The organism is Alkanindiges illinoisensis DSM 15370, assembly GCF_000619845.1.
GTDB classification, from domain to species: domain Bacteria; phylum Pseudomonadota; class Gammaproteobacteria; order Pseudomonadales; family Moraxellaceae; genus Alkanindiges; species Alkanindiges illinoisensis.
Map to the genome: position 1 here is coordinate 381,528 of NZ_JHUX01000004.1, position 14,090 is coordinate 395,617.

Annotated in this window: 5 protein-coding genes; all 5 read right to left on the reverse strand. The window is 46.8% G+C overall.

Annotated features, from left to right (window positions below; genetic code table 11):
• Positions 1-23: 23 nt before the first annotated feature.
• The gene (locus tag Q337_RS0110650; protein ID WP_051526794.1) at positions 24-1,625 is read right to left on the reverse strand and encodes a UDP-N-acetylmuramoyl-L-alanyl-D-glutamate--2,6-diaminopimelate ligase; all 1,602 of its coding nucleotides are present in this window, start codon (positions 1,623-1,625) and stop codon (positions 24-26) included.
• Between the two features lie 8 nt (positions 1,626-1,633).
• Positions 1,634-3,466 (reverse strand): peptidoglycan D,D-transpeptidase FtsI family protein, encoded by a 1,833-nt coding sequence (locus tag Q337_RS0110655; protein WP_034279908.1) that lies wholly within the window; start codon positions 3,464-3,466, stop codon positions 1,634-1,636.
• Positions 3,467-3,483: 17 nt separating this feature from the next.
• A complete protein-coding gene (locus Q337_RS0110660) occupies positions 3,484-3,792 on the reverse strand; it encodes a cell division protein FtsL (RefSeq protein ID WP_026471582.1) in 309 nt (102 codons plus the stop codon).
• Positions 3,792-4,703: a 16S rRNA (cytosine(1402)-N(4))-methyltransferase RsmH gene (rsmH, locus tag Q337_RS0110665; RefSeq protein ID WP_026471583.1), complete on the reverse strand. Its 912-nt coding sequence runs from the start codon at positions 4,701-4,703 to the stop codon at positions 3,792-3,794. Before rsmH ends, Q337_RS0110660 begins: the two co-directional genes overlap by 1 nt.
• 205 nt (positions 4,704-4,908) lie before the next feature.
• Positions 4,909-13,650, reverse strand: a complete 8,742-nt coding sequence (locus Q337_RS0110670) for an Ig-like domain repeat protein (RefSeq protein WP_026471584.1) — start codon at positions 13,648-13,650, stop codon at positions 4,909-4,911.
• Between the last annotated feature and the right edge of the window lie 440 nt (positions 13,651-14,090).

The following is a 14,090-nucleotide window of genomic DNA, read 5'->3' on the forward strand; positions in this document are numbered from 1 at the left end:
ACCAATATACTTAAGAACACCGGCTATGCCGGATAGCCGGTTGACGGAGTGCCTTCTAAACCCAATGCTGCCCTTAACTCCACCACGTCATCAAACCAGTGGCGCACGCCGTCAATTTCCTGATAATTTTCATGGCCTTTACCCGCAATCACTACAATATCCTGCGGTTTAGCCTGAGCAACCGCCAAACGGATGGCAAGGCGACGGTCTGCTTCAACCTGTAAATTACCGCGCTGTTGCTCGTCAATACCAGCCAGCATGTCATCCAGAATCTGTTCCACTGCCTCGCTACGCGGGTTATCTGCCGTTAACAGCACCTGATCTGCAAGCGCCAGTGCGGCCTGGGTCATTAACGGACGCTTGCCCCGGTCTCGGTCGCCACCACAGCCAAAGATTGCCCATAGCTGGCCTTCATTCGTGACATGATGCTTTAAGCTGGCCAACACCTGCGTGAGGGCATCAGGAGTATGGGCATAATCCACCACAAACAGCCGCTGCTGATCCTGAACTACCTGCATCCGGCCCGGCGCACCTTGTAGCAATGGCACAAACTGCTGAATTTGTGCAAGGCTCAGGCCAAATGCCATTGCACCAGCCACCGCCGCCAGTAAATTGGCCACATTAAAATGGCCCAGTAGCGGGCTATGCAAGGTGCACTCGCCGTGCGGCGTGCTTAAAGCTAATGTGGCACCGGACAGTGAATACTGAACCTGCCGAACATAAAAATCAGCCGTGGAATCTTTGAGCGAGCAAGTCCAGATCACTGCGCGCTGTCCTGATCTCTGCCCTGCTTCCTGAGCAGTCCCATGCCCGGCTTGCACAGCTGCATCCTGCATAATGGCCGATGCTGCATCATCCGCATTTAAAACAATGTATTTTAATGAGGGAAAGGCAAACAGTTTGGCTTTGGCTGCAGCATAGTGTTGCAGCGTGCCATGATAATCCAGATGATCGCGGGTTAAATTGGTAAAAATGGCCACTTCAATTGGCGTACCGGCCAGCCGTCCCTGATCCAGTCCATGCGAACTGGCCTCAAGGCAGGCATACTGCGCGCCCTGCTGGCCAAACTGATGTAATTGCTGTTGCAGGTGTATAGCATCCACTGTGGTATGCGTAGATGGCTCTATTTGCGGCAAAATGCCATTGCCTGTGGTGCCCATGACGCTGCTTTTAAAACCTGCCTGATATAACAGCTCGGCCAGCAGACGGGTTACGGTGGTTTTGCCATTGGTGCCGGTAACTGCTGCTATCCGCGGCAACGCTATTGCGTGCTGATGTTGTAGCCAGCGCTGGGCTAGCACGCCAATCCACTGGCGTAAATCTTCAATAAAAAATACTGGCTGGCTTTCAAAATGGCGGGCATACGGCTCTTCAAACCGAGTAATTGCCACTTCACTGAATACGGCCACCGCCCCTTGCGCCAGCGCTGACTGAATAAACTCAGCCATACGCGCAGCCTGTGCGGTGCCTTGCAGGGCAAAAAACACATCGCCTTTTTTAACGCTACGGCTATCTAGAACCATGTTATTTATTGGCTGCGTTGGCCAGTGATCATTAGCATACTCAGGCCAAAGCTGCCCCAGTGAACAGGGTGAAGATGCAACAGGTGAATTAGGTTCTAACATGGCTCACCTCAATCTGCCGGGCTTAACTTTGGCAGATCGAGTGCCCTGTCTAGCGGCACATTCAGTAAGCGCAAGGTTTCCTGCATGACCTTACTAAATACCGGGGCAGCGGCCAGTCCACCATATTTGGTCACCGGGTTTTCGACCACCACCACCATGGCAATGCGTGGATTACTGACTGGTGCAATACCTGCAAACAGGGCACGGTACTCTGTGGTGGAATAACGGCCATTCACCAGTTTACGTGCTGTCCCGGTTTTCCCTGCCACGCGATAACCGGGAATGGCAGCACGGGTAGCTGTTCCGCCCGGCTGAATCACGCCTTCCATCATGCTCAGCACTTCCTGCGTGATTTTGGGGTCAATGAGTTGTTCACCCGCAGGAACCTTATCCAGTTTTTTCAAGGTTAATGGGTGAGCAACCCCATTATTGGCCAGCGTGGCATACGCATGGGCAACCTGCAAGGCGGTAGCATTCAAGCTGTAACCATAGGACATGGTGGCCACTTCAGACACATTCCACAGTTTGGATGGCAGAATCAAGCCGGCAGCTTCACCCGGAAAATGTACGGCAGTTCGCTGGCCATAACCCAGCCGCTTAAAGAAAGTCGGCATGGTGCTATAAGGCAGCGACAAGGCAACTTTTGCAATCCCCACGTTGGATGACTTAACAATAATGCCGCGCATGTCCAGCACGCCATAATTGTGAGTATCACTAATGCGGTGGTTGCCAATCATCATACTGCCGGGATTGGTGTTCACCGTGTTGTTGACCTGCCACTTGCCGCTTTCCAGTGCAGCCATCATGGAAATTGGCTTCATGGTAGAACCCGGCTCAAACATATCAATGGCCGCACGGTTACGCATCGCATCCTTGTTGGTCAGGCCATTGGGATCATTCGGGTTAAACGATGGCCAGCTGGTCATGGCCAGAATCTCACCGGTTTTAACATCCACTGCCACCGCTGTGGCAGAACGTGCATTTTGCGCAATCCCAGCCGCGGTTAACTCTCTATACAAAATATACTGCAAGCGGGAATCAATACTTAAGGTCATGTTCTGACCCGGTGTTTCCGGCTTGATCAGCTCAACATCCTTGATCCGGTTACCGCGGCGGTCACGCATGACCCGCATTTTGCCATCTTCACCAGTGAGCAGCTTGTTCCAGGCCATTTCCAGACCTTCAACCCCGCGGCCATTACGGTTGGTTAGTCCAATAATCTGGGCATTGGGCTGCGCTTGCGGATAATAGCGCTTAAAGTCATTTTCTGGATAAACCGACTGGAACTTGCGGCTTAAGATAACCTTGGCCGTTGGCGGCGGTAACTGGCGCTTTAAAATAATGTAGCGCGACGTTTTTTTGTCACTAACCAGCTTGATCAGCTTTTCCCGGTCTTCACCAATGGCATCAGCCAGTGCATTTAAGTCAAAATTGGTTCGGGCCAGTTGACGTTTTAACCGCGCACTGGTGGGATTTTCTTTTAGCTTTTGTTCAATTTCCCGATGCTCTGCCATGGCCTCAAAGTATTCCTTGGGGTCCATCCACAGGTTAACCATTGGGGTACTGATCGCCAGCGGGACACCATTACGGTCACTAATCACGCCACGGGTTGCCTTGAGCGTATCGGTACGCAAAATCATGGCATCGGCTTTTTGCTGCAAAAACTGGTGATCCAGTACCTGCACATAAAAGGCCCGGGCAATCAGGATCATAAAAAATGCCGCCACACAGCCCCACAGGATTTTAAAGCGCCACAAATCAACGGCAAGGCTGGGCTTTTGAGTTACAGAGCGCTGTTTGGTTCGTTTTTTCTGGTCGCCCGCAAGAATATTTTTTTTCATTGATGCAATAAGCCCGCTTACAACGTCGGTGTGGTTAAAACCACGGTTTGGGTAGGTGGGGGCGAATACATGCGCAGGGTCATGACAGCACGGCTACCAATTTGTGCCGTCGCACCAAAGGTCTGCTGTTCAATCAACAGGCGGCCCCACTCCACATCCAGGTCTTCGCGGGTTTCACGCACCTCTTGTAAGCCCCGGAATTCCTGCCGGTACATGAATACCTGTTGCACCACAGCGATGGCACTACCCACAATCAGTAGTACCAGTAATATTGGTAAACACCATGTTTTTAATGATGGTGAATGCAAGACTGATCGAATACCCATTAGGCATGCTCCAAACGCTCAGCCACACGCAGCCATGCACTGCGGGCACGCGGATTTTCACTTACTTCTGCAGGGCTTGGGGCAATACGGGCAACTTTCTTGATGGTCCGCGGATCCGGCTCTGGCTGCGACAACCAGCCCTGTTCCGGCAACGTAGATTGCTGCTGGATAAACTGCTTGACCAAGCGGTCTTCCAGTGAATGAAAACTTATCACAGCCAGTCTTCCCTGTGGCTTTAAGGCCTGTACAGCCTGTGGTAAAAAGTTTGTTAAATCATCAAGCTCGTGGTTAATGGCAATCCGGATCGCCTGAAAACTACGCGTGGCCGGATGCTTGTGTTTTTCCCACTTGGGATGCGCTTCCTTGACAATTTGTGCCAGTTGGCCTGTGGTTTCAATCAGGCCAGCCTGCTTAATGGCTCTGGCAATCCGGCGGCTATAGCGCTCTTCGCCATATTGAAATAATACATTGGCCAGGTCTTCTTCTTCAATATCCTGTAGCCACTGGCTGGCAGTAAGCCCCTTGCTATTGTCCATGCGCATGTCCAGTGGGCCATCCTGCATAAAGCTAAAGCCCCGCCCGGCCTGATCCAGTTGCGGTGAAGACACGCCAAGGTCTGCCATGACCCCATCCACTAGTCCCATTCCTAACTGTGCCAGTTGTTCCGTCAATTCAGCAAAACTGGCATGCACCATGGTTAACCGCGCATCCTGCTGCATCAGTTCGGCACCCACAGCCTGTGCCTGCGGGTCCTTATCAAATGCAATGACCCGACTATTGGCACTTAAGCGGTTTAACAAAGCCTGCGTATGACCTCCACGCCCAAACGTGGCATCAATGTAGATTCCTTCTGTGCGTCCAGCCAGTAACGCATCAATCGTTTCATGTAATAGCACAGAAATATGGGACATACCGCAACACTTTTAAAGAATAAGACCTGCAAGGGGCGACATTATCATGTTGTTGCACGGCTGCGCAAAGCAACTTTTTGTAGCAGGTCACATTTTTTATAATAACTTCAAGCTGAGTCTGCTTTATTTAAAATTGCTGCATGATAAAGCAACCACTACCAATAGAAAGAGGAGCACATTGCTCCTCTTTTGGCTTAGGTTAACATTAAAACAGGACTGGCTGGTGGGCAAAAAGCTCATCCGGACGTTCAGGAGTGGTGAGCGCATGCAGTAAGGAGCCATTACTGCTTAAACGCTGGTCTGGCACAGCACTGTCGCCTAAAGCAGCAAAAATATCCTCAGGAGCAGTATCAACCTGACTGGTCAGCAGCTCATCAATATGAATCGCTTGAGGATCAGATTCCGGATTAGATGCGAAGTCAGCTTTTAAGGCTGCTGTGTCACTGGTTTCAGCGCCAAGTAGCAATGAATAGATCTCACTGGAATACTCGGTAACCTCTATTTCTTTGTTGGTCATATCTGTTAAGGCTGGCACCACAAAGTTACTGCTTTCACTGCTATTACCTGCCCGATCAGTTACAGTGATGGTTAATAGTTTGTCTTCAGCATCATCATAGTACGGTAATGCCACCTCAAAATTTCCATCATGGTCTGTATAACCATTGCCCACTATATTATTTTCTTCATCAAATACCTGAATAAAGCTATTTGACTCGGCACGGCCCACAAGCACAGAGTAATCCTGAAGTATCAAATCAGTTGGAGCATTTGGTGCACTGACATCAAATGGCGCAGTAATAGTGGCTGACGAACTGACATGGCCGTCGCTGTCAGTAGCGATAACAGTAAAGACTTCCCCTTTATAATAGGCGCCGTACAGGTCAACTGTAAAATTACCCTGATCGTCTGCATAGCTACTATATACAGCAGTTCTATCTGGACTGTAGATTTCAATTAGATTATAGGGGTCACTTTGACCCGATATTATCTGTAGTGTCAACTCATTTTCCCCGCCATCATTAATCATAAGATTACTTGGCTGAGCAGGTGATATGTAACTAAATGGCACTGTAATAGAACTAGAATCGCTCACATTACCTGCCCGGTCAATTGCCTTAACCGTTAAAATATCACCTTCCGTATAAGCATAATTTGGAATATAAATTTCAAAATTACCTTCAGTACCAATATCTGCTGAACCAATTAAATTATTGGCTGAGTTATAGATTTCAATATAACCCGGAGAATCTGTCTGACCTGTCAACAAGATATCCGACCAACCGTCGTTAATGATAACTAAACTAGAAGGTGCTGCGGGGGCGATATTATCTAACGGTGTGGTAATGGTAGCTGGCAAACTACTATTTCCTATATCATTCTTTACAATTACCTGTAGCTCTACACCATTTAGATAATCACTATATAAATAAATGGCAAAACTACCCTGGCTGTCAGTATAACCATCTCCCACTAAAATATTATCAGCAGTACGCACTTCTATATTGCTATAGGCCTCTGCATAGCCAGTTATGATTTGCGATATACCATCATCAACAATTGCTAGTTCAGTGGGTACCAGTACTGGATCAAAAGGCACCAGTATTGAGGTTGATAGACTGCTGTTACCTGCCCGGTCGGTAGCTACGACGGTAATACTCTGGCCCTTATACCAGTCAGGGGCAAAGTCAATAGAGAATGAACCATCCGCTTTGGTATAATCCATGGTGTTGATTTCAAACCCATTCTCATCAAATAGCTGAATCTGGCTATACGCTTCGGCATGGCCTGTAAGGATGGTATATTCCGTATTAAAACTTAAGTCTACAGGCACATCTGGCGGCGTAATGTCAGCAACCACTGTTATCTCAACCGGAGCACTCTGGTTTCCTGCATGGTCTACTGTGATAAGAGTGACCTTACTCTCTGCCTGAAGTGGCTGATAAAAGTAAATTTCGAATTCACCAGGGCGAACTTCCGAACTTGAATAAAACCATAGCTCATCACCGGAGTCGTCTTTTACAATAATTTGGCTTCCTGACTCTGCATTAACATACAAGTAGTCTAAATGGCTATTAAAGGATATAGGCTCTGGCGCAGCGGGTGGTGTATTGTCAACTGGAGCCGTAACATTGATTACTGGGCTTTGATTATCTGCATAATCCTTAACCACAACTGACAAGATCTGGCCCTTTAAATAGTAGTCGTTCAGATTGACTATAAATTTGCCTGACGCATTACTCATCCCTGTAGCAATTGCATAGCCATCACTGTTGAACACCGTAACCAATGCATTGGCTTCTGCATGACCGGTAACAGAAAGACCATCCTGGGTAACCTTGACACCGGTCGCAGCATCCGGTGGAGTGGTATCTATCGGCGCAATAATGGCTGCTGGTGTGCTGTCATGACCATTTTTCTGCACCACTACCCGTAGTTTTTCACCCTGTACATAATAATTGTTGAGTTCAATAGTAAAATGCCCTGATGCATCTGTCATGCCCCACCCAACTTCAAAACCTTGTTGGTCATGAATACCGATATAACTGTTGGCAGCGGCAGTACCACTTAAAACATGACCATCACTGGAAATATCAAGATGCTGTGCTGCAGAAGGCGCTTTTTTATCAGTAGCGACAGTATAAGTAGCTGCCTGGCTCTGGTTGCCTGCACGATCAGTCGCCGTGATGAAAATCTGTTGCCCTTTTAACAAATAGCCATTGATATAGCCATTAAATTCACCGCTTTGATTCGTTGTTATTTCACCCAGTGAAAACCCATCACTATCTTTGATGATGATTCTACTGTCAGCTTCTGCTTTGCCTGTCATGTAACTACTGTAACTGTCAACAGTGATACCTTCAGGGGCAGCTGGCGGAGTAATATCTTTCGGGGCAGTAACCGTTGCCGCATTACTAAAGGTTCCATAAGGCTCTTGAGAAACATAAACCTTAAATGTTTCACCCTTGATGTAATAATTATCCAGCTCGACAGAAAAATCACCCGAGGAATCTACCTGGGCGTTATAGACGATATAATTGCCCGCTTCGTCATAGACGTAAATATAACTATTTGGCGTTGCATGACCTGTCAGGAGATTACCGGCTTCATTAATGGCAAGGCTGGTGGCGGGTGACACTGTACTTGATGGCACCATAACATTTACTGCCGCACTGGCATTCCCGGCATGGTCAACCACAGTGACAGTTATCGTTTCGCCATGGAAAAGGTTTAAGCCAAAGTCCGCCACAAAATGACCACTACTGGATGTTTCAGTGGTATACAGCATGTGACCAGCATTATCTTTGATAACAATAGTGGTATTTTCTTCGGCATAGCCCTGCAAATAATTTTCGCCCATTAAAACCAGTTTGCTTGCAGCATCTGGTGCCGTGGTGTCTATAGGTGCCTTAATATGAACTGCTTTGCTCTGATTACCGGCTGCATCTGTTACAACAACCTTAAACTGCTGGCCATTTAAATAGTAATCACTAAAGATTAAGGTAAAACTGCCATCAGCATTCACCTGTTCAGGATAGCTATAAACTGGCTCACCCTCAGCATCCAATACTTGGATTTTGCTGCCGGGTTCGGCTATTCCCGTTAGTTTGTGGCCATTCTGGCTGAATTTTAAGCTGGTAGCAGATTTAGGGGCAGTGCTATCTAGTGGGGCAGTCAGGCTAATGCTGTCGCCCTGATTGCCAACACGATCTATAGCTTTAACTGTTAACTGCTGACCCTTCAGATAAACATCATTGTATAAATAAGTAGAGAAGTTACCGCTGCTATCTACTACCGCCTCACCAATCTGATCACCCGCCTTGGTATAGACATGAATAATACTTCCTGCTTCTCCATGCCCTGTCAGTTGCCTTCCATCATTGCTAATCAGCAACTCGGTAGGACTGGCAGGAGCAATACTATCCACGGGAGCGCTAAACTTGACTGCCTCGCTTTGATTACCTGCTGCATCATTGGCAATGACGGTTAATTTTTGTCCTTTTAGATAAATATCATCATATAAATATACGACAAAGTTTCCACTACTGTCTGCCTCACTGCTATTAATTAGTTGACCCTGTTGATCATAAACGGATATCCGGCTATTGGCTTCAGCATGACCACTCATCTGCTGACCATCTTCTGCAATCACCAGATCCATAGGAGCTGAGGGTGCGATATTATCCAGTGGTGCGGTTACTTTTTTGCCTTTACTTTGATTGCCAGCATAATCAGCGACTTTTACAGTCAGTACCTCACCTTTTAAATAAGTGTCATACAGATAGGCTGAAAAATGACCATTGGCATCTACAGATGTCTCAGCAATATAGTGGCCTTTACTGTCATAGACCTGAATATGCATGTTGGCTTCGGCATTTCCGGTTAGATACTGGCCATCTTCTGTAATTTTAAGCTGGCTTGCAGCGGCTGGCTCGGTTGTATCCAGCGGTGCAGTGAACGTCGCTGTCTTACTCTTGTTGCCTGCCACATCAGTCACAATGACGCTCAGGCTCTGGCCTTTCAAATAAACATCATTATATAAATAGATCGAAAACTTGCCGTTTTCCTGCGTATAACTACCCCCAACCTGATGACCCTGGCTGTCATAAACGCTAATTGTGGAAAATGCCTCGCTGTTACCTTCAAGGTAGCGTCCATCTGCACTGATTACCAGATTTTTTGCCACTTCTGGTGCGATGTTATCCAGTGGCGCTTTAATATGAGCAGCCACACTCTGATTTCCGGCACCGTCTATCACCACTACTGTAAGCTGCTGGCCCTTGAGATGTGTCTGCTGAAACATAAAGTTAAACGTACCATCAGGGTTTACTTCAACTTTATCGAAATAACTAGGAACTTCTTCTCCATTCTCATCAAATACTTTAATACTACTATTGGCCTCTGCCTGTCCGGTTAATACCAAACCGTTGGCCTGGATTTTGAGGTGTGTTGCTGCATCCGGGGCAATGTTATCCAGTGGAGCAGTAATGGCGGTGCTGGCGCTGATATTACCCGCTGGATCAATAACAGTAACAGTGAGAGTTTCACCGTTTAAATAAGGTTTCGACAGCCACGCACTAAAGTGTCCGTCACTATCAACATAGCTGCTTCCCACCGGATTATGGTTTGCATCATATAACTGAATCCGCGAACCGCTCTCAGCCTGTCCGGTCAGATAGTGCCCATCCTCACTGATGCTCAGACCAGTGGCTGCTTCAGGTGCAGTATTATCTAGCGGTGCAGTGAAGCTGGCTGGTTTTGAACGGTTGCCAGCCTGGTCAGTGACAGTAATGGTGAGCTGCTGGCCATTGAGATAAATATCATATAACCCTGCTGAAAACTCACCCTTACTGTTGCTATAACCGGAGCCAATCTGCTCACCGTTAATATTAAAAACAAGAATGTAGCTATTGGCCTCGGCATGGCCAGTAAGATACTGCCCACTCTCACTCATCACCAGTCCGGTGGGTGCAGTAGGGGCCGTTTTATCTACTGGCGCCACCAGTGGCTCTGATTTGCTCTGATTACCGGCATTATCACTGACCGTTACTGCAAGTTGCTCGCCCCGGACAAAAAAATCATTTAGTTCGACAACAAAATGACCAGTATCATCACTATGGCCTATACCCACTATCTGGTTGTTGACATCAGTGATACTGACGGTGCTGTTGGCTTCTGCGATTCCGCTAACGCTATGGCCCTGGGCATCAATACTGATCTGCTGTGCAGTCTCTGGAGCAATATGATCAACCATGACGGATGTAGGCTTGCTTTCATGACCATGGGGATTAATGGCAGTAATATAAAGTTGCTGACCGTCTTTTAGGTCGGCATCAACATGAATTGAACTATAGGGATACGATACGCTATCAATCAGATGATATGGCAGAATAGTCCCCTTTTCATCCCTGACGACGATAGTATTATTGCTGTCCACCAAAAGGTTAATAACATTATCCAGGCCCACCTTGGCATTAATCTGAGGCGGCAAGGCATAATCCGGCGCAGTTACTTTAACGGGTGCACTGCTATTCTGATTGGAGTCGGTAATAATCAATTCAACAGTTTCACCGTTATGCAACTGATTATAAAGATTGATTTTAAAGCTGCCATCTATGGAAACCAGCGCGTTGATTCTATAGCCTTCTGGTAATATGACACTGGCATAACTGCCCGGCTCGGCCTTGCCTGTAATAGCTAAGCCACTTTCATCAAAAGTAAGCTCAGTAGCAGGTGCAGGCGCTGTATAGTCAACGCTGATATGCCCCTGCTCACTGGTTTGTCCCTTGCTGTTTACTGCTGAAACCTGTATTTCCTGGTTATTTTTTAAGGTCTGGCTGGATTGAATGAAAAAATAACCCTCAGAATCCGTTGTTCCCGTGGCAATCACGTTCCCTTTGGCATCTGTAATGGTAACTATGCTGTCAGGTTCTGCCATGCCGGAAATTAGGCCATCCTTGGTAATACGATAGATACTAGGGATTGGTGCATAATCGGGTGCGCTGATGAATGCTTCCCCACTTTTATTCTGGTTCTTGTCATACACAATCACCTGAACTTTTTCACCATCATGTAGTGGTTGTGTCAAGCTGATACTAAACTTGCCATTAGCGTCAACCTGTGCGCTACCAAGAAATGTTGATTGTTCATCGTCTGTGCCAATAATGCTTAGCTGTATGTAACTACCTGCCTCAGCTATTCCAGTTAAAGTGGTGCCATACTGGTCAAATAACAATTCACTGGCGGGTTCAGGCGCAGTGTAGTCAGCAGTTATTGGATAAGGGCGGCTTTCAATACCATCCTTAATGGCAATAACGGTGACTGGCGTACCTTCTGGCAGCGGCTGATCCAGACTAAACCTAAAGAGGTGAAAATCAAATGAGCCTGAGGAAAGCGCTCCATCGAAATTATCAGGGGCCTTATATTCGGCAATTACCTGACCTTGTGCATCCAGTACCTTAATCAAACTACCCGACGTTGTGAAACCCTCAATCAAGCCAGTTTCGCTAATGTGCATTACCTGTAAAAAAGGCACTTCACTCACAATAACTGGATTCGATAAATTACTCTCATGGCCATTCACGGTAGCGGTGACGCTAATACTGTTACCAGCCTGTAGCAACCCTGGCTCTCCGTTTACCGTAAACTGGCCATTATCATCCGTAGTTCCACTGGCAATGATGTTACCTTGTGAGTCCTTGATGGTAATAGTACTGCCTTTAAATGCTGTACCTGTAATAATCAGGCTACCAACGCCACTAACTGTTGCCAGAATTTCTGTAGGCGCTTCAGGAACTGGATTTGTGCTGTAAGCTTTATCGACGTCCACCTGAGCCACATTACCTGCTGTATCTTTGAGTGACAGGTGTGCAGATATCTGATCGGCACTAAACAGCACATTCCCTGCTACTTCGACTGACCACTGACCTGTAGCCGGATCAATGCTTGCCTCATAGCTTTTGCCACCCACTTCCACCATCAGGTTATATTGAGTGATATCAGACGCAAGGCCGCTCACTGAGCCACTAATAATCTGGGTATTCTCTGCTTCCAGTAAATCAATGCTGTTGTCTGCTGTAATAGCATTAATGCTGATAACGGTTTTTGTAATATCAATCTGCTTGTCAATAGTGACGGCCTGCACGGCACTTATGCTGCTGTTGCCGGCACTGTCAGTAATCACTGCACGGAACTGATAACTGCCCTCGGCCAGATTACTTTGCGCTGCAGTGGTGGCTGTCCATGTTTTGCCGCCATCAGTAGATATTTCATAGCCAATGCTGCTGCCCGCTTCTGGATTGCCCAGCGTCAAATTAAAACTGTCATCCTGCGTAATATGATCAGTTGTAGAAGAACCGGAATCAGCCAAACCAGTAATACTCAGATTGCCTGCAACAGGCGCAATCGTATCTACCGTCACAGCCTGTACTTCACTAAAACTGCTGTTACCAGCTGTGTCGGTTACCTTGGCCCGGAACTGGTAACTGCCATCTGTCAGGTTAGACTGGGTGGCTGTTGTGGCTGTCCAGCTTTTGCCACCATCAGTAGAAACCTGATACTCAATCTGGCTGCCTGTTTCAGCACCTTTAAGTGTCAAATCAAAGCTTTTATCATTACCAATATGGTCAGTTACAACACTACCGCTATCCTGATAGCTGCTAAGGGTTAACTGTCCAACAGCAGGTGAGGTGGTATCTACCGTCAGCGCTGTGGTTTCACTAAAACTGCTGTTACCTGCTGTATCAGTAACTTTAACCCGGAACTGATAATTGCCATCTGCCAGATTACTTTGTTGTGCTGTGGTGACTGTCCAGGTTTTGCCGCCATCAATGGACATCTGGTATTCAACACTGCTACCGGTTTCCTGCCCTGTCAGTTGCAAGTTAAAACTGCGGTCGCTGGTAATACGGTCTGAATTGGATGCACCCGTATCCTGTAATTTTACAAAGGATAGATTGCCTGCGTCAGGCGCAGTCGTATCTTGTGGTGCCTGGCTACCACCGCTACCACCACCTCCCTGACTGGCTGCAGCAACAATGCCACCGAATGCAACAGCACCAATAGCATATAAGCCTAGATTTCCTGTTTCACTGGCCAACGGCATGACTGTGGTATCAATGGGCAAATAATCAACAGTGATTTGTCCTGTAGCAGATGGTGTCATATTGACTTGCCAGCTGCCCGTCGCATCTTCCAGCACAATCTGGCTACCGGTCAGGGTAAAGTAATTTTCAAGGGTAACCACTTCACCATTTTCAAGGGTAATGACAGCGTTATTTCCTATTCGCTCAATTTTTGCAATCTGGTCTGGCTTAATGCCTAGTTGTATTTTTGCAGATTGATCCAGACTGACAATAGTTTTTTGATCATTAACAGACTTAACAACTGATTTTTTCTCTATTAATCCACCCAAGCTATTTGTTTGATTTAAAACATTAATTGTTACCATGTTGTACTAACCTGTATACTTTTGTAAATTTTCCCTCGTATATAGCTGTTATTTTAGAAAAAAGCCATGGTTAAACTTAAAAAACAGAACTATTTTTTATAAATTTTCAAGTTTATGAAATAACAGACTGGCCTCACCACACTGCCGGCTTATTCAACGCAAAATACATGCAACAAACCGGCAGCATAGGAGCTTTTGAAACAATACTAGGCAAAGACTTCATAAAGTCACTCTTAAGCATTGTTTTTATCTGGTGGTAGCACGGTCAGGTAAGCCAATACCACTATGTCGGAACCCATCATGTCTACTCGAGCTTATGAGACATATATGGCTCAAGGTCTTACAGCGCGGTAAAGCATGAGCAGTACTACTGCACAAGAACTTATCGCGCTAAAAAATCATTCTTGCGAAACAGTGTTTCTCATTTCTTGCGACACGGT